The sequence below is a fragment of the Frateuria sp. GZRR33 genome, assembly GCF_051900425.1.
Classification (GTDB): Bacteria; Pseudomonadota; Gammaproteobacteria; order Xanthomonadales; family Rhodanobacteraceae; genus Frateuria_A.
On sequence record NZ_JBHZGK010000001.1, the window covers coordinates 92,680 to 112,678 of the forward strand.

Here is a 19,999-nt window from a genome sequence, read left to right on the forward strand (position 1 = left end):
GGCGTGCGGCGTGTCCGGATGCCGCAGCTGCGGCGTCGGTGGCCGGTTCGTGCCAAGAAAAAGGCCGGGACCGCAGGGCCCCGGCCTTCGATGCCTGCCGGCTCCGGATCGGAAGCCGGCAGGCGCCAGTTACCTGGCCACCACCCGCACCATTTCCAGGCACTTGTTCGAGTAGCCCCACTCGTTGTCATACCAGCTGACCAGCTTGACGAAGGTGGGATCGAGCGCGATGCCGGCGTCGGCGTCGAAGATCGAGGTGCGCGCGTCGCCGCGGAAGTCGGTGGCGACCACCTTGTCCTCGGTATAGCCCAGCACGCCCTTGAGCGCGCCTTCGGACTGCGCCTTCATCTCGGCGCAGATCTCTGCGTAGGTCGCCGGCTTCTCGAGTTCGACGGTGAGGTCGACCACCGAGACGTCCGAGGTCGGCACGCGGAAGGACATGCCGGTGAGCTTCTTGTTGAGCTCGGGGATGACCACGCCCACGGCCTTGGCCGCGCCGGTGGAGGAGGGGATGATGTTCTCCAGGATGCCGCGGCCGCCGCGCCAGTCCTTGTTGGACGGGCCATCGACCGTCTTCTGCGTGGCGGTGGCAGCGTGCACGGTGGTCATCAGGCCGCGCTTGATGCCCCACTTGTCGTTCAGCACCTTGGCCAGCGGCGCCAGGCAGTTGGTGGTGCACGAGGCGTTGGAGATGATCGCCTCGCCAGCGTACTTCTCATGGTTCACGCCGTAGACGAACATCGGCGTGTCGTCCTTGGACGGGGCCGACTGGATGACCTTCTTCGCACCCGCGTCGAGGTGCTTCTGGCAGGTTTCCTTGGTCAGGAACAGGCCGGTGGACTCGATCACCACGTCGGCGCCGACCTCGTCCCACTTCAGGTTGGCCGGGTCGCGCTCCTGCGTGAGGCGGATGCGCTTGCCGTTGATCACCAGCTGGCCGTCCTGGATCGCCACCTCGCCCTTGAATCGGCCATGCACCGAGTCGTAGCGCAGCATGTAGGCCAGGTAGTCGGGCTCGAGCAGATCGTTGATGGCGACGATTTCGATGTCCGCGAAGTTCTGCACGGCGGCGCGCAGCACGTTGCGGCCGATGCGGCCGAAGCCGTTGATCGCGACCTTGATGGCCATGGGCAAGCATCCTCTTGGGTTCGATGAAGCGGTGGAGCGGCAACCGTGTCGGGTCGCCCGAAACGTGCATTTTAGCGCCGAATGCGGTCACGGAGCCGTGTACCGTCCCGCCCGCTGCGCACGCGGATCAGCCTGCCTTGGCAGGTATCGGTCACGGCCGCGCCGCGGCTGCTTGCATGACGGTGCTCGCGCCATACTCTGCGGCAGGCGCATCGAGCCTCGGGAGCGCAGCCATGAAGGCAGAGATCACCCCCTTCTTCCACGCGCCCACCTCGACGTGGAGCTACCTGCTGCGCGATCCGGCCACGGGCGAGGCGGCGATCATCGATGCGGCCCTGGACTTCGACCCGGCCAGCGGGGAGGTCGGCCACGCCAGTGCGGCGACGATTCTCCAGGCTGCCGGGCACACCGGCGCGACGATCCGCTGGATCCTCGAAACCCATGCGCACGCGGACCACCTTTCCGCCGCCGCGTGGCTGAAGGAGCGCACCGGTGCGCAAACAGCAATCGGTGCCGGTATCAGGCAGGTGCAGGAAACCTTCCGCCAGCGCCTGGGCCTGCCCGCCGACGAACCGTATGTGGACGGCAGTGCCTTCGATCGGTTGCTGCACGATGGCGACGAGTTGCCACTCGGCCGGCAGACCATCCGCGCGATCGCCACGCCGGGCCATACCGCCGACGGCATGAGCTATCTGGTCGGCGACGCGGTGTTCGTCGGCGACACGCTGTTCTCGCCGGGCATGGGTTCGGCGCGCTGCGACTTCCCGGGCGGCGATGCGCACGCGCTGTTCCGTTCCGCGTGGCGGATCTACGGCCTGCCTGCGACGCGCATGTTCCTGGCACACGACTACCCGTCCGCCGGCGAGGCGCCGCGCGCCGAGGTACCGATGGCCGAACAGCGGCAATCCAACAAGCACATCCGCGAGGGCGTGGACGAGGCCACCTTCGTCGCCATGCGCCAGCAGCGTGACGCCGGCCTGCCGCCGCCGCGCCTGCTGTGGCCGGCGTTGCAGGTGAACATCCGTGGCGGGCGACTGCCTCCGCCCGAAGCCAACGGCCAGCGCTATTTCAAGGTGCCGCTGCAACTGCGCGACTGAGGTGCTGTGGCACACTGGACAGCCGTTCGTTGCCGTAGTCCTGAATGATGTCCCCGCGCCGTTCCGCCGTTTTCCTGCTCGCCTGTTTCCTGCTGATCCCCGACGCGCACGCCTGGGGCCCGGAAGGGCACCGCATCGTGGCCGAGCTCGCGCAGCGCCATCTGAGCCCGGCTGCCGAGGTGCAGGTCGAGCGGCTGCTGGCCCCCGGACACGCGCGCTTGGCCGACGTCGCCAACTGGGCGGACGACATCCAGGACGATCCTTCCCGGCAGGCGCTGTGGAAGGCCACGCGTGCCTTGCACTACATCAATTTCGCCAACCGCGATTGCGATTACCAGCCGCCGCGCGACTGCCGCCAGGGGCGTTGCGTGGTCGAAGGCCTGGCGCACTACGTGGCCGTACTCGGCGACCGTAGCCAGAGCGAGGCCGCGCGGCGCGAGGCGCTGATGTTCGTGGTGCATTTCGTCGGTGACGTGCACCAGCCGCTGCACGCCGGCTACCGCCCGGACAAGGGCGGCAACACCTACCAGGTGCAGTTCCAGGGCAAGGGCAGCAACCTCCACCGCGTATGGGACTCGGGGATGCTGCGCACACGCGGGCTGGACTGGCAGTCCCATGCGCAACGGCTGGATGCGCGCCCGATGGTGGCGCTCCCGCCTGACAGCGCTGCGCCGTTCGCAGCCTGGGCGGAGGAATCCTGCCGGCTCAGCCGCGACATCTATCCGGACGGCCATACGGTCGGCGCCGCCTACGTCGAGGCGGAGTTGCCGCTGGCCGAGCAGCGGCTGCGGCAGGCGGGGCGGCGGCTGGCGGAGCTGCTCAACCGCACGCTGGGGTGAGTTGCCGGCGACACCCCCCCCTAACCCGGACCTCCGCTTGAAGGAAGGGCTCCGGCGCGCCGCGTGCCAATGCCCCCGCTTCGAAGGGAAGGCGGGGCTGGGGATGGGTTTCCCGTCACACTGCATACGATTGCACGCCACTCGCGCCTTCGCGGGCATCTGCTAGCCTCGCCGGCATGAACGCCGAAAACCCTCTGCGCCGCACCAAGATCGTCGCCACCTTAGGCCCCGCCACCGACGCGCCGGGCATGCTCGCGCGGCTGATCGCCGAGGGCGTGGACGTGGTCCGCCTGAACCTCTCGCACGGGCAGCCACAGGACCACCGGGCGCGTGCCATGGCGGTGCGCGAGGCGGCGCAGGCGGCCGGGCGCGAGGTCGGCATCCTGGCCGACCTGCAGGGGCCGAAGATCCGCATCGAGAAATTCGCGCACGGGCCGATCGAGCTGCATCCGGGCGATCCGTTCGTGCTCGACTGCTCGCCCGGCGCCGCGCCCGGCGACAGCACCCGCGTCGGCGTCAGCTACCACCAGCTCCCGCAGGACGTGGCCGCCGGCGACGTGCTGCTGCTGGACGACGGCCTGGTCGCATTGCGCGTGGTCGCGGTCGAAGGCGTGCAGGTGCGCTGCGAGGTGCTGATCGGCGGCAAGCTGTCCGACCGCAAGGGCCTCAACCGGCAGGGCGGCGGCCTGTCGGTATCCGCGCTGTCGGACAAGGACCGCGCGGACATCCAGCTGGCCGCCGAGATCGGCGCCGATTTCCTCGCCGTCTCGTTCGTGCGTTCGGCCGCGGACATGGAGCAGGCGCGCCGCCTGCTGCGTGAGGCCGACGGCCATGGTGCGCTGGTCGCCAAGATCGAGCGTGCCGACGCGATCCCCGTGCTGGGCGAGATCATCGACGCCTCCGACGCGGTCATGGTGGCGCGCGGCGACCTGGGCGTGGAGATCGGCGACGCCGAGTTGCCGGGCCTGCAGAAGAAGATCATCCGCGAGGCGGTCGCCCGCAATCGCGCGGTGATCACCGCCACGCAGATGCTGCAGTCGATGGTGACCGCGCCGATCCCGACCCGTGCCGAGGTGCTCGACGTGGCCAACGCGGTGATCGACGGCACCGACGCGGTCATGCTCTCGCAGGAGACCGCGGCCGGCGCGCACCCGGACGTGGCGGTGGCCGCCATGCGGCGCATCTGCCTGGGCGCCGAGCGCCAGTTCGAGCCCAAGGAGGACCTCTCCACCGCGGTGCACCGGCTCGATCGCGCCGACCAGGCGATCGCGCTGGCCGCGATGGTCCTGGCAGGGCAGCTCGGCGTGCGCGCGCTGATCGCGCTGACCGACTCGGGCGCCACGGCGCAGTGGCTCTCGCGCTACCGCAGTGCCGTGCCGATCTTCGCCCTCTCGCCGGCGGCCGACGCGCGTCGGCGCATGCTGCTCCTGCGCGACGTGCAGCCGGTCGCCTTCACCGAGGTCAGCCAGAGTTCGGCCGCCAATGCGCGCGAAGCGGTGCGGCGGCTGTTTGCCCTGGGCAAGCTCGCCGAAGGCGACCGCGTGGTGCTGACCCAGGGCGACCGCGTCGGGGCCGGCGGCGGCACCAATACCCTCAAGCTGCTGCTGGTCGGCGCCGAGGGCATCGTGGAGAGCCTGCGCGACCTGTAAGGATGACTCCTTGCGTTTGCCTCCTCTCCCTCCGGGGAGAGGATTGTGGTGAGGGGCCGGGGCTCGCGGGGCACCTCATCAGCGTTGCCAACAGCCTTCAAAGCGCCGCGCCCGCCAGTTTCCCCGCCATCCTCACCCCAGCCCTTTCCCCGGAGGGAGAGGAAGCCAACGCCGCGGCCATGCCCCTGCGGCGCTACACTGGCCAGCCCCACGCCAGGAGGTTGCCATGAACCCGACCGTCCGCCGTCTCGCCTTCGCGACGCTGCTGGCCGCCGGCTTGCCGGTGGCGGCGCAGTCGCAGCACAGGGTCGATCCGCAGCACCTGTACGACTACTGGATCCTCATCAACCAGAACGTCGCCGTCGACGTGCCCAACAGCGCCCGCAACGTGAACCAGCCCGGCTGCGCCGCGGTGAGTTTCATGATCGGCTCCGACGGCATCCCGCGTGACCTGAAGGTCGAGAAGGTGGTGCCCAAGGGCGACTTCGGCCAGATCGCGCTGAGCGCCGTCTCCAACTTCCGCTATGGCCCGTCGCTGTCCAACCGCAACCACGATCCGGTGAACACCTACTACGTCGTGCCGTTCAACGCGCCCTCCGACGCCGCCGGCCAGAAGCAGGTCATGGCCCCGTGCCAGTTGCCGGGCTACGAAAACTAGCCTTGCCGCGGCGTCACCACGGCGTTGACACCAAGTCGTTATAATCGGCGGTTCTTTGACCTGCCGTCCCGTCCGGGGCGGCGCGTATCCCTTGCGGTGACCCCGCCCCGTCTGCACGGAGTCGTTTCATGAGCATCGAAGATCTTGAAAGCATCGCCCAGGCGATGGTCGCGCCCGGGAAGGGCATCATCGCGATCGACGAATCGACCAACACGATCAAGAAGCGCTTCGAGGCGGTCGGCATCGAGAATACCGAAGAGAACCGCCGCGCCTACCGCGAGCTGCTGCTGACCACCCCAGGCCTCAACGAGCACATCTCCGGCGCGATCCTGTATGACGAGACGATCCGCCAGAAGACCAGGGACGGCGTGCCCTTCACCGAGGTGATGAAGAAGAACGGCATCATCCCGGGCATCAAGGTCGACAAGGGCCCGGTGCCGCTGGCCGGCTTCCCGGGCGACGTGGTCACCGAGGGCCTGGACGGCCTGCGCGACCGCCTGGCCGAGTACGTCAAGCTGGGCGCGCAGTTCGCCAAGTGGCGCGCGGTGATCAACATCTCCGACGACAACCCCAGCTCCACCGCGATCGAGGCCAACTGCCACGCGCTGGCCCGCTACGCCGCGCTGTGCCAGGAAGCCGGCCTGGTGCCGATGGTCGAGCCGGAAGTGATCATGGACGGCGACCACAGCATCGAGGTCAGCTACGAAGTCCACGAGGCCGTGCTGCGCAGCCTGTTCAACGCGCTGTACGAGCAGAACGTGATGCTCGAGGGCACCATTCTGAAGGTCAGCATGGTCATCCCCGGCAAGAATTGCGAGGAACAGGCCGAGGTCGAGGAAGTGGCCGAGGCGACCGTGCGTGTGCTCAAGAGCACCGTGCCGGCTTCGCTTCCGGGCATCGTGTTCCTCTCGGGCGGCCAGACCGACGAGCAGTCGACCGCGCACCTGAACGCCATGAACCATATCGGCCCGCATCCCTGGCCACTGTCGTTCTCCTACGGGCGCGCCATGCAGCAGGCGGCGCTCAAGCTGTGGGCCAAGGACATGAAGGCCAACTACGCCGAGGCGCAGAAGACGGTTGCCGCGCGTGCCAAGGAGAATGGCCTGGCGGCGCTGGGGCAGTGGAACGGCTGAGTTTCCAGGCCGGGTTTGTGAAAGAGGGCGCCGCAAGGCGCCCTTTTTTTCTCTGTCCCTCTCTCATCTGGGGGGGCAGGGTGAGGGACCGGAGTGAGGGGCCGGAGTGCGGGCCGGGCTCTCGGGGGTGCCCGCAGTTGCGCTGCCTTGTTTGTCCTTCTTGCGCGGCCTTCCCGCGACTTGGCCCCTGCAGCGGACCCCCGATCGCCTGTCGGCGTGCGCATCACTTTCCTTGCTGACCCAAAGAAAAGCAGCCAAAAGAAATGGCCTGCCAAGCCCTGGGAGGGAGAAAAGCTAAGTGCTCCCTGGCTTTGCCTGGTGTGTCGCATGCTCTTGGGGAGCCGCCGCCGCTTTACCGCGGGCGCTCGGGGGCTGAGGCAAGAGAACTTGCGCGTTTGTTTACGGGAGCGCCGCACTTGGCTCCCTATCCCCTCCGGGGAGAGGGCTGGGGTGAGGGGCCGGGGCTCGCGGGAATGCTCGCAGGAGCGCTGCCTTGCTCGTCGCTCTTGCGCGGTCCCCCTGCGACTTGGCTCGCCTGCAGCGGGCTTCAGACCGCCTGCCGGCGCCGGGGTCCTTTTCTTTCCCGGCCGAGAGAAAAAGTAACCAAAAGAAACGGCCAGCTAGGCCCGGAGAGGGACAAGCGTTGGCGCCACCTCGCCTCGCCCGGCGAGTCGCTTGCTCTGCAGGAGCTGCCGCCTACCGCGGGCGCTCGGCAGCTGAGGCACGAAAAGATTGCGGGTCCAGGACCATGGTGCGCCCGCTTCCTTTCGTGGACGGAAACAAAGAAGGGCGCCCGAGGGCGCCCTTCTTGTCCATGCCGGCGCGTCCCTGCGCGCGCAATCAGAACCGGTATTCGGCGCTGACGGACACCATGTTGGTGTCCAGATTGACGTTGTCCTTCGACGCGTCGTAGTGGTCGTAGTTCAGGCCGATGCTGGCGTTGTTGCTGAAGTCGTAGCCCACGCCCGCGCCGGCGTACCAGCTGGTATCGTCCAGGCTCTTGCGGACCGGGTTGACGTCGTTGGAGAGGCCGTGGCCCTTCCAGCTGTACAGGCCCGTGCGGGCGCTGACATACCAGTTCTGGCCGACGTTGAAGTGACCGTTCACGCCGGCGGTCCAGCCGTGCAGCTGCGAGCGGCCCTGCTCGACCACGTCGTTGCTGTTGAAGATGTTCTTGACGTGGATATTGCCCAGGTCGTTGTAGCCCGCCTCAACGCCGATCGCCACGAACGGGTCGACCGACCAGCGATAGCCGCCGCCGATCGCGTAGCCGGTGTCATGGTTGTCGTACGGGCCCTTGTTGATCGAGGTGCGACCGACATTACCGTTGACGAACCAGCCGTCGGTGTGGGTCGGCGCGCTCTGCGCGAACGCGGCGGGAACGGCCAGCAGGCCAGCGGAAGCAACGGCAAGGGCAAGCAGCGTCTTTTTCATGGGAGATTCTCCTGTTGTTGTGGCGATCGCGGGGGATCGATCGCTTGCGTGCGCCAGATAAAAGGGGATGGCGACACACGGTTCCTTGGATGCGGCCAGCGCGCGAAAGATTCAATGCGCATGAGAAAGCCGGTAATTCGCGGTTAAGTTCCGCCCTCCAAGTCTTTTGGACGCCTGGACGTCCTTTCCGCCGCACCGGTAACGGAGCGGAAGAACGGCCGTGGGAGCCGATGACCTCCTGGCGCCGCGCATGGATCCTGCGCACGAGCATTGGAACGGGCGCTACCTGAAGATCCGCGTTATCGGGTCCGCGCGGGTTAAGGCCAAATTAATCGCCACGGCAGGGTCCGGTGCCCGGCGACGCGACAGCAACCCCCCGATCGGCGACAATCAGCGCTTTGCCGCTTGCCCCGGAGATCGACCGATGACCACCCGCCGCGAACTCGCCAACGCCGTGCGCGCCCTCGCCATGGACGCCGTCGAGGCGGCCAAGTCCGGCCACCCGGGCATGCCCATGGGCATGGCCGACATCGCCGAAGTGCTGTGGAACGATTTCCTCAGGCACAACCCGGCCGACCCCAAGTGGCCCAACCGCGACCGCTTCGTGCTCTCCAACGGCCACGGCTCGATGCTGCAGTACGCGCTGCTGCACCTGGCCGGCTACGACCTGCCGATGGCCGAGCTCAAGCGCTTCCGCCAGCTGCACTCGAAGACGGCCGGTCATCCCGAATACGGCCACACGCCGGGCGTGGAAACCACCACCGGCCCGCTCGGCCAGGGCCTGGCCAATGCCGTGGGCTTCGCGCTCGCCGAGAAGGTGCTGGCCGCGCACTTCAACCGTCCCGACCATACCGTGGTCGACCACCACACCTACGTGTTCCTCGGCGATGGTTGCCTGATGGAGGGCATCTCGCACGAGGCCTGCTCGCTGGCCGGCACCTGGGGCCTGGGCAAGCTGGTGGCGATCTACGACGACAATGGCATCTCCATCGACGGCGAAGTCCATGGCTGGTTCACCGACGACACCGCCAAGCGCTTCGAGGCCTATGGCTGGAATGTGATCCGCGGCGTCGACGGCCATGATGCCGAGGCGATCAAGCGCGCGATCACGCAGGCGACCGCGCAGGGCGACAAGCCCACGCTGATCTGCGCCAGGACCATCATCGGCTTCGGCGCGCCGCACAAGCAGGGCAAGGAAGAAAGCCACGGCGCGCCGCTGGGCAAGGACGAGATCGCCGCCGCGCGCGAGCAGCTCGGCTGGACGTACCCGCCGTTCGAGATTCCGGCCGAGATCTATGCCGGCTGGGACGCCAAGGCCAAGGGCGCCAAGCGCGAGCAGGAGTGGAACGCCACGCTGGATGCCTACGCCAAGGCGCATCCGGAACTGGCCGCCGAGTTCAAGCGGCGCCTCGCCGGTGAGCTGCCGGCCGACTGGGCCGGCAAGGCGCAGGCATACATCGCGAAGTTGCAGGCCGAGGGCCCGGAAGTGGCCTCGCGCAAGGCCTCCCAGATGGCGCTGGATGCCTTCGGCCCCTTGCTGCCGGAACTGATCGGTGGCTCGGCGGACCTCGCCGGCTCCAACCTCACCAAGTGGAAGGGCAGCAAGGACGCCGGCAACGGCAGCAGCAGCGACGGCCAGGGCAACTACGTCTACTACGGCGTGCGCGAGTTTGGCATGACCGCGATCGCCAACGGCCTGGCGCTGCATGGCGGTTTCATTCCCTACGACGCCACCTTCCTGGTGTTCTCCGACTATGCGCGTAACGCCGTGCGCATGAGCGCACTGATTCCGGCGCACGTCATCCACGTCTACACCCACGACTCCATCGGTCTGGGCGAGGACGGCCCGACCCACCAGCCGGTCGAGCACCTGGCGAGCCTGCGCTACATCCCGAACAACCAGGTGTGGCGCCCGTGCGACGCGGTCGAGTCGGCGGTGGCGTGGAAAGCCGCCATCGAGCGCAAGGGCAACCCGGCGTGCCTGGTGTTCTCGCGCCAGAACCTGAAACACCAGCAACGCAGCGAGCAGCAGGTCGCCGACATCGCGCGCGGCGCCTATGTGCTCTCCGATCCGGCAGACACGAAGTTCAAGGCGATCATCATTGCCACCGGCTCGGAAGTGGAGCTGGCGATGGAAGCGGCGCGCACGCTGGGCCAGCAGGGCGTGCCGGTGCGCGTAGTGTCGATGCCGTGCACCGAGGTGTTCGATGAGCAGCCGCTGGAGTACCGCGAAGGCATCCTGCCGTCGTGGTGCCGCGCGCGCGTGGCGGTGGAAGCGGCGACAGCCGACTACTGGCGCAAGTACGTGGGCCTGGACGGCGAAGTGATCGGGATGACCGGCTTCGGCGCCTCGGCGCCCGCGCCGCAGCTGTTCGAGCACTTCGGCTTCACCATCACCCACGTGGTGGATGCGGTCAAGCGCACCATCGGCTGATTACCCCTGCCTGGCCGATTCCTTCCCTGCAGGCAAGGGAGGAAGCTGGTCATTGTAGGAGCGCACCTGTGCGCGACCGTGATGCATGGCGGTCGCGCACAGGTGCGCTCCCACATTCTTCGCGCCGCGCCTTTCGCGCCGCGCGGCAGATGCCCTGACAGCCGCATGCCATCGCAGGATCGCCGGCGCGCGCCACCATCACCCTGCAAGACCGGATGTTTCCGATGTAGGCGCGCTCCCTGTGCGCGACCGGGATGTCCCCCATCGCCAACGCACGCTCGGCAATGCAATCAGGCGCGAAGGTCGAGCAGCGTGCCCAGTTCATCCGGCGTGGCGGCAACCGCCGCGGCGCCTGCCTGCTCCAGCTCCTCGCGGCTGCCGAAGCCCCACAGCACGCCGATGCCGCGCACGCGATTGGCTACCGCGCCTTCGATGTCGAAATGGCGGTCGCCGATCATCACCGTTTCCGCTGCGGTCGCGCCGAAGTCCGCCATCGCCGCGGCGATCATGTCCGCCTTCTCGCTCTGCGCGCTGGACGGGTCGGGCCCGTACAGGCGAAGGAAGGCGTGCCCGAACGGTAGTTGCGCCAGGATCGGCTGGGCATGACGGTGCGGCTTGCCGGTGACGATGGCCAGCTGGTGGCCGGCGTCGAGCAGTCGCCCGATCAGCGGTTCGATGCCCGGGTAGACGCTGTGCTCGCGCCAGCCGTGCGTGTCGAAACGCTCGTGGTAGTGCTCCACCGCCGCCTCGACCTGCGCCGTGTCATGGTCCAGCAGCGGCGCAAAGCTGTGCCGAAGCGGCGGACCGATCCAGCGGCGCAGTTCCTCCTTGCCCGGGATCGCCACGCGCAGCCGCTCCAGCGCGTGCTTCACGCACGCGGTGATGCCGTGCTCGGAGTCGATCAGCGTGCCGTCGAGGTCGAACAGGCAGAGCATCAGCGGTCCGCGCGTGCCTTGAGCGCGGCCACGGCCGGCAGCTCCTTGCCTTCCAGGAACTCCAGGAACGCACCGCCGCCGGTGGAGATGTAGGAAACCTTGTCGGCGATGCCGTACTTGTCCACCGCGGCCAGCGTGTCACCGCCACCGGCGATCGAAAACGCCTTCGAGGCAGCGATGGCGTGCGCCAGCGTTTCGGTGCCCTTGCCGAAGGCGTCGAACTCGAACACGCCGACCGGGCCGTTCCACACCACGGTGCCCGCCCTGGCGATCAATTCGGCGTAGCGGCGCGCGGTCTCGGGCCCGATGTCCAGGATCATCTCGCCGTCCTTGACCGCGTCGACCGGTTTGACCGTGGCCGGCGCGTTCGCGGAGAACTCCGGCGCCACCACCACGTCGACGGGCAACGGCACGTCGGCGCCGCGGCGCCTGGCTTCTGCGATCACCTTCTTCGCCGCCTCGATCAGGTCCGGCTCGTACAGCGAGTTGCCGACGCCATGGCCGGCCGCCGCGATGAAGGTGTTGGCGATGCCGCCGCCCACGATCAGCTGGTCGACCTTGCCGATCAGGTTGTCGAGCAGGGTGAGCTTGGTCGACACCTTGGAGCCGGCCACGATCGCCAGCAGCGGGTGTGCCGGCTGTTCCAGCGCCTTGCCCAGCGCGTCCAGCTCGGCCGAAAGCAGCGGGCCGGCGGCGACCTGCGGTGCGAAGCGGATCACGCCGTGGGTGGAAGCCTGCGCGCGGTGCGCGGTGCCGAAGGCGTCCATGACGAATACGTCGCAAAGCGCCGCGTACTTCTTCGACAGCGCCTCGTCGTCCTTGCCCTCACCGACGTTCATGCGGCAGTTCTCCAGCACGACCACCTCGCCCTCGGCGACATCCACGCCGTCGAGGTAGTCGGCGACCAGGCGCACCGGCGTGCCGAGCCTGTCGCCCAGCCATTTCGCCACCGGGGCGAGCGAGGACTCGGCGTCGAACTGGCCCTCCTTCGGACGACCCAGGTGCGAGAGCACCATGACCTTCGCGCCGGCGTCGCGCGCGGCCTTGATGGTGGGCAGCGCAGCGTCCAGGCGCTGGGTCGAGGTGATGCGGCCGCCGTCGATCGGCACGTTCAGGTCTTCGCGGATCAGCACGCGCTTGCCGCGCAGTTCCAGATCGCTCATGCGGGTGATGGACACGGCGCTACTCCTCGAAAAGGGGATGGCAATTCAACCGGGCGCCCGGGGAGGGCGCCAACCGCCTATTGTCCGGCGCGGGTTGCGATGATGCAACGCCGCAACCGGCGCGAGGCGTCGGAGCGCGTGGTCGCGCCTGCCCGGTTTATCCTGCCCCCACTTACCGGCACGGAGAATTCCATGGCAGCGGAACTGTTGGCGTTGTACGGCTACTGGCGCTCCAGCGCGGTCTACCGCGTGCGCATCGCGCTCAACCTCAAGGGGCTGCGCTACGAGACCCGCCCGGTGCACCTGCTGCGCGACGGCGGCGAGCAGCACGGCGACGCCTATCGCGCGCTCAACCCGCAGCAGCTCATTCCATGCCTGCGCGACGGCGAACGGGTGATCACCCAGTCGATGGCGATCATGGAGTACCTGGAAGAGACCGTCCCCGAAACGCCCCTGCTGCCGGCCGACGCGCGCAGCCGCGCCCGCGTGCGTGCGTTGGCGCTGGCCGTCGCCTGCGACATCCATCCGCTGGGCAACCTGCGCGTGCTGCAATACCTGGAGGGCCGGTTGGGTGCCGACGACGCGCAAAAACTGGCCTGGTCGCGGCACTGGATCGAGACCGGCTTCGACGCGCTGGAGGCGATGCTCGCCGGCAACAGCGCGACCGGCCGCTACTGCCACGGCGACACGCCGGGCCTGGCGGATGCCTGCCTGGTACCGCAGGTGTACAACGCGCTGCGCTGGCAGCTGTCGATGGACCGCTGGCCGACCATCGCGCGCATCCACGCTGCGTGCAACGAGCTGGACGCATTCCAGCAGGCGATGCCGGAGCGCCAGCCCGACGCGCCGTAGGCGCCCATCACGCGGGACTCTGCTCCCTCTCTCTCCTCCGGGGAGAGGGTCGGGGCGAGGGGCCGGGGCTGGCGAAGATGCCTGCCCGTGCGAAGGGTGGCGGAGACTGCCTCCAGCTTCGAGCGGTACTTCACCGTCAGCGTGGTCCCAACCCCCAGACCTCTCCCCGGGGGAGGGCGAGCTAAAAGAAAAGGGCGCGTTGCCGCGCCCTTTTCATCAACCCCATCCGGAAACCTCAGAAACCCAATCCATACGGATCGTTCCCGACCAGTTCGGTGGCCTCGGCACCGCCACCTTCCGACAGGCGGATCTTCAACGCCAGGCCGTCGCGCGAGTCGGCCTTGGCCAGCGCCTCCTCCAGCTCGATGCGTCCGCTCTTGTAGAGCTTGTAGAGCGACTGGTCGAACGTCTGCATGCCTTCCTGCAGGCTGCGGTCCATCGCTTCCTTGATCTCGTGGATCTGGCCGCGGCGGATCATGTCGCGGATCAGCGGCGTGTTGAGCAGCACCTCCACCGCCGGCACGCGACGCCCGTCCTTGCCGATCACCAGGCGCTGGCTGATCACCGCGCGCAGGTTGAGCGCCAGGTTCATCAGCACGTTCTTGTGCGCCGATTCGGGGAAGAAGTTGAGGATGCGCTCCAGCGTCTGGTCGGCGTTGTTCGAGTGCAGCGTGGCCAGGCAAAGGTGGCCGGTTTCGGAGAAGGCGACCGCAGCCTCCATGGTATCGGTATCGCGGATCTCGCCGATCATGATCACGTCCGGCGCCTCGCGCATCGCGTTCTTCAGCGCCTCGTGATAGCTGTGCGTATCCAGCCCGACCTCGCGCTGGTTGATGATCGACTTCTTGTGCCGGTGCAGGTACTCGATCGGGTCCTCGATGGTGAGGATGTGGCCAGGCGAGTTGGAATTGCGGTGGTCGAGCATTGCCGCCAGCGTGGTCGACTTGCCCGAGCCGGTGGCGCCGACCACCAGGATCAGGCCGCGCTGCTCCATGATCAGGTCGCGGAAGATGGTCGGCAGTTGCAGCTGGTCGATCGAGGGGATCTCGCTCTTGATCGCGCGGATCACCATGCCCACTTCGCCGCGCTGCTTGAACACGTTGATGCGGAAACGGCCGGCTTCCTTCACCGCCAGCGCCATGTTCAGTTCCAGGTCGCGTTCGAACTGCGGTACCTGGCCCTCGTCCATCAGCGAATAGGCGATCTTCTTGACCATGCCGCCGGGCAGGCCGGTGTTGCCAAGCGGGTAGAGCTTGCCCTCGACCTTGATGTTCACCGGGGCGCCGGTGGTCAGGAACATGTCCGACGCGCCCTTGTCTACCATCAGCTTGAGGAAGTAACCGATATCCACGAAGGACCCCTGATGTGATCGCGCCGCCGTTTGGCGCGTTGCAAAGCGAGATTATGCCTGCCCACAATACGCGGCGACACTGCGCGAGGAATGAGTGATGGTGCACATCTTTTCCCGGCCGCCCGGGCGCAGCAAGCGTATCGGCAGGGCGGCGGGTGGCTTGACCCTGGGGGTGCTGATGCTGGCGCTGGCCGGCTGCGCCACCGTGCCTCCGCCGGACGCTTCGATGAACCAGGCCCAGGCCCTGCTGCAATCCGCCCGCGATGCCGGCGCGGCCGACTACGACCCGGTCGACCTCGGGTTCGCCCAGGCCAAGTTCCAGCAGGCGCAGACCGCGATGGCGGCCCGCAAGTACGCCGACGCCGCCAGCCTGGCCGAGGAGGCCCGCGCCGACGCCGAACTGGCCCGCACGCGTGCCCAGCTGGGCAGTGCACGGGCGCAGATCCAGGCCAAGGTCGAGGAGAACACCCGCCTGCGCGAGCAGACCGAGGCCCACGCGCAGCCGGCCCCGGCGCCCGCGCCGGCTCCCGCCAGCAGCGCGCCCGATACCCTGCAGGACATGCCTGCCCCGTCGGCGTCGGTGCTGTCCGCACCGTTGCCTCAGGACGGCGGCTTCCAGCCGGTGCCCGCGCCGGCGACGAGCACCCAGGCGAATGACGGAGGCCAGCGATGAAGCGCCTTGCCACTACGGTGTTGATCGGCCTGATGGCGCTGGCCGGCCCGGCCCTGGCGCGCCAGGACGACATGGACGTGAACCGGCTCAACTCGAGCCTCAACCAGTTGGCCAGCGATCCCACCCTGGGCACCTATGCGCAGGCCGAGCAGGCGCTGGCGCACGCGGCGATCGACCGCCTGGAACAGGCCAGCCGCAGCGAACGTCCGCATGCGCTGTACCTGGCCGAACGCCGGGTCGACCTGGCCAAGGCGGCCGCGCAGCTGCAGGACGCACGCGAAAAGCTCGACCAGCTCGACCGCGAGCATGCCCAGATACTGCTGGACGCCAGCCGCCGGGAGGCCGAGGCCGCCCGCATGGAGCTGGAACGCCAGCGCATGCAGTACCAGATGGCACAGGAAGAGGCCGCCCGCCTGCAGCAGCAGGGCATGGAGGCCTCGCAGGCGGCCGAGCAGGCGCGTGCCGAGGCCGAGCGCGCCAAGAAGCTGGCCGCCGCGCAGAGCCGCGTTGCCCGTGCCGCCCGCCGCGAGGCCGAAGCGGCCGCCCAGGCCGCCCGTGCCATGCGCTCGCAGATGCAGGGCGATGAGTCCCTCGCGCCTGCGACCGGGAAGCCCGCGCCGAAGAAGAGCTCCAGCAAGGGCAGCAAGGGCCACTGAGCTGGCGCAAGCCCCTGTAGGAGCGCACCTGTGCGCGACCGTGATGGCGGTCGCGCACGGGGTGCGTTCCTGCAGGAAGTCGCTCGCAACAGGCGAGCCCGACCGTGCAAAACCGCATCCCGCGGCGGCTTCCCGCGGTGGCTTGCGCGGCCCCGGGGGCGAGAGTAGGGTCAGGGCTGCCACGGCACATCCGTTCCATGGCTCACTGACCTGAAACATGCGCCCATTTCCCCCGCACTGTTGGTCCCTGATTCGCGACATGCGTACGGGGCGTGGGCGCGCGCGCTTCATCCGCCCGCGGGCGTGCCGATCACGCGCCCGCTCATCTCGCGAGGAGGTCGGATCATGTTTGAAAACCAGCAGCGTGACGATGTCGAAGCCTTGATGAAAGCCGACGCCGAATTCCGCCGGCTCTTCCAGCACCACCGCGAACTCAAAAGCAAGGTGCACGATGCCGAAATCGGCGTGCTTCCCATCGACGATGTCACCTTGGCAGGGATGAAGAAAGAAAAACTCCACGCCAAGGAACGCCTGCAACGCATGTGGGATGCGCGAGTCCCGCAGATCCACTGAATCCACCGTTTCCCTGGCGGCCCCGGCCCTTCACCGAGAAGTGCCGGGGCCGCGTGTTTTCCGGCTTCGGAAAAAGCAGCCTGACTTGACGGCTCGGTTATCATTGCGGGCTTGTCCAGCGCCCGCGGGCGCCGCCAACGACGGAGTCGCCATGACGGTCCACCAAAGCGTGCTCGAACTGATCGGGAACACCCCGATGGTGAAAGCCCAGCGCCTCGACACGGGGCTTTGCGAGTTGTTCCTGAAGCTCGAGAGCGCCAATCCCGGCGGTTCGATCAAGGACCGCATCGGCCTGTCGATGATCGAGGGCGCGGAGAAGGCCGGCAGGATCAAGCCGGGCGCCACCCTGGTCGAAGGCACCGCCGGCAACACCGGGCTGGGCCTCGCGCTGGTCGCACAGGCCAAGGGCTACCGGCTGATCCTGGTGGTGCCGGACAAGATGAGCCGCGAGAAGATCTTCAACCTCAAGGCGATGGGCGCCGAGGTCGTGCTGACCCGCTCGGACGTGGCCAAGGGCCATCCGGAGTACTACCAGGACATGGCCGAGCGGATCGCCCGCGAAACGCCCGGCGCCTACTTCATCAACCAGTTCGGCAATCCGGACAACCCGCGCGCGCACATCCAGACCACCGGTCCGGAAATCCTCGAGCAGATGGACGGCCGCGTGGACGCGGTGGTGGTCGGCTGCGGCTCCTCGGGCACCATGACCGGCCTGTCGCAGTACTTCGCCGAACATTCGCCGGACACCGAGATCGTGCTGGCCGACCCGGTCGGCTCGATCCTGGCGCAATACATCAACGAAGGCACGCTCTCGGACAAGTCCGCCAGCTGGATGGTCGAAGGCATCGGTGAGGACTTCCTGCCGACCATCAGCGACTTCTCGCGCGTGAAGAAGGCCTACGCCATCTCCGACCGCGAAAGCTTCCTCACCGCCCGCGAGCTGCTGGCGAAGGAGGGCATCCTCGGCGGCTCCTCCACCGGCACGCTGCTCGCCGCCGCGCTCAGGTACTGCCGCGAGCAGGGCACGCCCAAGCGCGTGGTGACGCTGGTCTGCGACACCGGCAACAAGTACCTGTCGAAGATGTACAACGACTACTGGATGCTCGACAACGGCTTCATCGAGCGCCAGCAGCACGGCGACCTGCGCGACCTGCTGCTGCGGCCGTTCGCGCAGCGCGACACCGTGGTGGTCGGGCCGAACGAGCTGTTGATGACCGCCTATACGCGCATGAAGCTCTACGACGTGTCGCAGCTGCCGGTGATGGACGGGCAGAAGCTGGTCGGCATCCTGGACGAGTCGGACGTGCTGATGCACGTGCACGCCAACGAGGTGCGCTTCCGCGATTCGGTGTCCACCGCCATGATCACCTCGCTCACCAAGCTCGACGTGCATTCGCCCATCGAGGCCTTGCTGCCGGTGTTCGAGCGCGGCCACGTGGCCATCGTGGTCGACGGCGACCAGTTCCTGGGCCTGATCACCCGCATCGACCTGTTGAACTACCTGCGCCGCAAGGTTCACTAAGGTCGTCGCGACGCCGTCTTCGCAAAACCGTAACTACGCTGCGCCCTCGCCCCGAAGGAAGCCAGACCCCATGTGTGGAATCGTTGCCGCCACCGCCCAGCGCGACGTCGCCCCGCTGTTGATCGCCGGCCTCAAGGCGCTCGAGTACCGCGGTTACGATTCGGCCGGGCTGGCCGTACTCGACGGGGGCGACATCCGTCGCGTGCGCGCCAAGGGCAAGGTGCGCGAGATGGAGGCGCTGTACCTGGCCGACCCGCTGCGCGGTGGCACCGGCATCGCGCACACGCGCTGGGCGACCCATGGCGTGCCGAACGAGACCAACGCCCACCCGCACATGGTCGGCCGCGTGGCGCTGGTGCACAACGGCATCATCGAGAACTACGCCGAGCTGCGCGCCGAGCTGCAGGCGCGTGGCCATGTGTTCACCTCCGAAACCGACACCGAGGTGATGGCCGCGCTGATCGAGGAGCGCATCGCCGGCGGCATGGCACTGCGCGAGGCGGTGCTTGCCACCGTGCGTTCGCTGGAGGGCGCCTACGCCATCGCGGTGATCAGCGCCGACCAGCCCGGGCACGTGGTCGGCGCCCGCCGGGGCGCGCCGCTGCTGGTCGGCATCGGCATCGGCGAAAACTTCCTGGGCTCCGACGCGCAGGCGCTGATCCAGGTGACCAACCGCATGGTCTACCTGGACGAGAACGACGTGGTGGAAATCACCCGCGACCGCGTGCAGGTGTACGGCCTGGACGGCACGCCGGTCGAGCGCGCGGTGCACCAGAGCGAGCTCTCCACCGACGCGGTCGAGCGTGGCGACTACCGGCACTACATGCAGAAGGAGATCCACGAGCAGCCGCGCGCGGTCAACGACACGCTTGAGGCGCGAATCGGCCCGCACGGCGTGCTGCCGAACATCTTCGGCGTCGGCGGCGACGAGCTGCTGGCGAAGGTCAAGGGCATCCACATCATCGCCTGCGGCACCAGCTACCACGCCGGCCTGGTCGCCAGGTACTGGATCGAGGAGCACGCCCGCCTGCCGGTCAGCGTCGAGGTGGCCAGCGAATACCGCTACCGCGACACGGTGGTGCCGGCCGACACGCTGTTCGTGGCGATCTCGCAGTCCGGCGAAACCGCCGACACGCTGGCCGCGATGCGCGAGTCGCGCCATCGCGGCTACCTGGGGACGCTGGCGATCTGCAACGTGCCCGAGTCCTCGGTGGTGCGCGAGGCGGACCTCAAGCTGATGACTCGCGCGGGTCCGGAGATCGGCGTGGCGTCGACCAAGGCCTTCACCACCCAGCTCGCCGCGCTGGCCCTGCTGTGCCTGAAGCTCGCCGAGCAACGCGGGCTCGACAAGGCGCGTTACGCCGACCTGTGTGCCCAGCTCGCGCACCTGCCGCGCGCGATCGAGCAGGCGCTGAAGCTCGAGCCGCAGATCGTCGAGCTGGCGGCGCTGTTCGTGCCGCTGGAACACGCGCTGTTCCTGGGCCGCGGCGCGCAGTACCCGGTCGCGCTGGAAGGCTCGCTCAAGCTCAAGGAAATTTCCTACATACACGCCGAGGCCTACCCCGCCGGTGAGCTCAAGCACGGTCCGCTCGCGCTGGTCGACGAGGCGATGCCGGTGGTCGCGGTGGCGCCCAACGGCCCGCTGCTGGACAAGCTCAAGTCCAACCTGCAGGAAGTACGCGCCCGCGGTGGCCGGCTGATCGTGTTCGCCGATGGCGACGCGCCGATGGATGGCAGCAACGCCAGCGGCACCACGCTGCGCATCAACGGCGGCGGCGACTTCATCGCCCCGGCGGTGTTCACCGTGCCGCTGCAGTTGCTCGCCTACCACGTCGCCGTGCTGCGCGGCACCGACGTCGACCAGCCGCGCAACCTGGCCAAGTCGGTCACGGTGGAATAGGC

At 68.1% G+C, this 19,999-nt stretch carries 17 protein-coding genes; 12 read left to right on the forward strand and 5 right to left on the reverse strand.

Annotation, left to right across the window (positions count from 1 at the left end; translation table 11 throughout):
• Nucleotides 1-129 precede the first annotated feature (129 nt).
• Nucleotides 130-1,128, reverse strand: coding sequence for a type I glyceraldehyde-3-phosphate dehydrogenase (gap, locus tag ACFWZU_RS00535; protein ID WP_439699456.1), 999 nt, complete (start codon nt 1,126-1,128; stop codon nt 130-132).
• Between the two features lie 233 nt (nt 1,129-1,361).
• Here gap and ACFWZU_RS00540 point away from each other — a divergent pair, with 233 nt between their 5' ends.
• The 5 genes from ACFWZU_RS00540 (at nt 1,362) to ACFWZU_RS00560 (ending at nt 6,504) form a co-directional block, all read left to right on the forward strand.
• On the forward strand, nt 1,362-2,225 hold the full coding sequence (locus tag ACFWZU_RS00540) for an MBL fold metallo-hydrolase (RefSeq protein WP_439699457.1): 864 nt from the start codon (nt 1,362-1,364) through the stop codon (nt 2,223-2,225).
• Nucleotides 2,226-2,272: 47 nt separating this feature from the next.
• On the forward strand, nt 2,273-3,064 hold the full coding sequence (locus ACFWZU_RS00545) for a S1/P1 nuclease (RefSeq protein WP_439699458.1): 792 nt from the start codon (nt 2,273-2,275) through the stop codon (nt 3,062-3,064).
• Between the two features lie 176 nt (nt 3,065-3,240).
• On the forward strand, nt 3,241-4,713 hold the full coding sequence (gene pyk, locus ACFWZU_RS00550; RefSeq protein WP_439699459.1) for a pyruvate kinase: 1,473 nt from the start codon (nt 3,241-3,243) through the stop codon (nt 4,711-4,713).
• A gap of 226 nt (nt 4,714-4,939) precedes the next feature.
• Nucleotides 4,940-5,371, forward strand: coding sequence for an energy transducer TonB (locus ACFWZU_RS00555; RefSeq protein ID WP_439699460.1), 432 nt, complete (start codon nt 4,940-4,942; stop codon nt 5,369-5,371).
• Nucleotides 5,372-5,499: 128 nt separating this feature from the next.
• On the forward strand, nt 5,500-6,504 hold the full coding sequence (locus ACFWZU_RS00560) for a class I fructose-bisphosphate aldolase (RefSeq protein WP_439699461.1): 1,005 nt from the start codon (nt 5,500-5,502) through the stop codon (nt 6,502-6,504).
• Nucleotides 6,505-7,344: 840 nt separating this feature from the next.
• Here ACFWZU_RS00560 and ACFWZU_RS00565 read toward each other — a convergent pair.
• Nucleotides 7,345-7,938 carry a porin family protein gene (locus ACFWZU_RS00565; RefSeq protein ID WP_439699462.1) on the reverse strand — a complete coding sequence of 198 codons (594 nt, stop codon included), beginning with the start codon at nt 7,936-7,938 and terminating at the stop codon, nt 7,345-7,347.
• Between the two features lie 424 nt (nt 7,939-8,362).
• Between ACFWZU_RS00565 and tkt the strand changes: the two genes are divergently transcribed.
• A complete protein-coding gene (gene tkt, locus ACFWZU_RS00570; RefSeq protein ID WP_439699463.1) occupies nt 8,363-10,372 on the forward strand; it encodes a transketolase in 2,010 nt (669 codons plus the stop codon).
• Between the two features lie 290 nt (nt 10,373-10,662).
• Here tkt and ACFWZU_RS00575 read toward each other — a convergent pair whose 3' ends face one another.
• Complete coding sequence (locus ACFWZU_RS00575; RefSeq protein ID WP_439699464.1) at nt 10,663-11,307, reverse strand: HAD hydrolase-like protein; 645 nt, start codon at nt 11,305-11,307, stop codon at nt 10,663-10,665.
• Nucleotides 11,307-12,485, reverse strand: a complete 1,179-nt coding sequence (locus ACFWZU_RS00580; protein WP_439699465.1) for a phosphoglycerate kinase — start codon at nt 12,483-12,485, stop codon at nt 11,307-11,309. Before ACFWZU_RS00580 ends, ACFWZU_RS00575 begins: the two co-directional genes overlap by 1 nt.
• Nucleotides 12,486-12,662: 177 nt before the next feature.
• Here ACFWZU_RS00580 and maiA point away from each other — a divergent pair, with 177 nt between their 5' ends.
• Nucleotides 12,663-13,322, forward strand: a complete 660-nt coding sequence (gene maiA, locus ACFWZU_RS00585) for a maleylacetoacetate isomerase (protein WP_439699466.1) — start codon at nt 12,663-12,665, stop codon at nt 13,320-13,322.
• A 235-nt stretch (nt 13,323-13,557) separates the two neighbouring features.
• Here maiA and ACFWZU_RS00590 read toward each other — a convergent pair whose 3' ends face one another.
• Nucleotides 13,558-14,673, reverse strand: a complete 1,116-nt coding sequence (locus ACFWZU_RS00590; protein ID WP_231349682.1) for a PilT/PilU family type 4a pilus ATPase — start codon at nt 14,671-14,673, stop codon at nt 13,558-13,560.
• Nucleotides 14,674-14,770: 97 nt separating this feature from the next.
• Between ACFWZU_RS00590 and ACFWZU_RS00595 the strand changes: the two genes are divergently transcribed.
• From ACFWZU_RS00595 to glmS, 5 genes are all read left to right on the forward strand, one after another.
• Nucleotides 14,771-15,346 carry a DUF4398 domain-containing protein gene (locus ACFWZU_RS00595; protein WP_439699467.1) on the forward strand — a complete coding sequence of 192 codons (576 nt, stop codon included), beginning with the start codon at nt 14,771-14,773 and terminating at the stop codon, nt 15,344-15,346.
• Nucleotides 15,343-16,002 (forward strand): hypothetical protein, encoded by a 660-nt coding sequence (locus tag ACFWZU_RS00600; protein ID WP_439699468.1) that lies wholly within the window; start codon nt 15,343-15,345, stop codon nt 16,000-16,002. The genes ACFWZU_RS00595 and ACFWZU_RS00600 overlap by 4 nt, the downstream gene beginning before the upstream one ends.
• A 345-nt stretch (nt 16,003-16,347) precedes the next feature.
• A complete protein-coding gene (locus ACFWZU_RS00605; protein WP_209622183.1) occupies nt 16,348-16,575 on the forward strand; it encodes a YdcH family protein in 228 nt (75 codons plus the stop codon).
• Nucleotides 16,576-16,726: 151 nt separating this feature from the next.
• Nucleotides 16,727-18,097 carry a pyridoxal-phosphate dependent enzyme gene (locus tag ACFWZU_RS00610; RefSeq protein WP_439699469.1) on the forward strand — a complete coding sequence of 457 codons (1,371 nt, stop codon included), beginning with the start codon at nt 16,727-16,729 and terminating at the stop codon, nt 18,095-18,097.
• A gap of 70 nt (nt 18,098-18,167) precedes the next feature.
• A complete protein-coding gene (glmS, locus tag ACFWZU_RS00615; RefSeq protein ID WP_439699470.1) occupies nt 18,168-19,997 on the forward strand; it encodes a glutamine--fructose-6-phosphate transaminase (isomerizing) in 1,830 nt (609 codons plus the stop codon).
• Nucleotides 19,998-19,999: the final 2 nt, after the last annotated feature.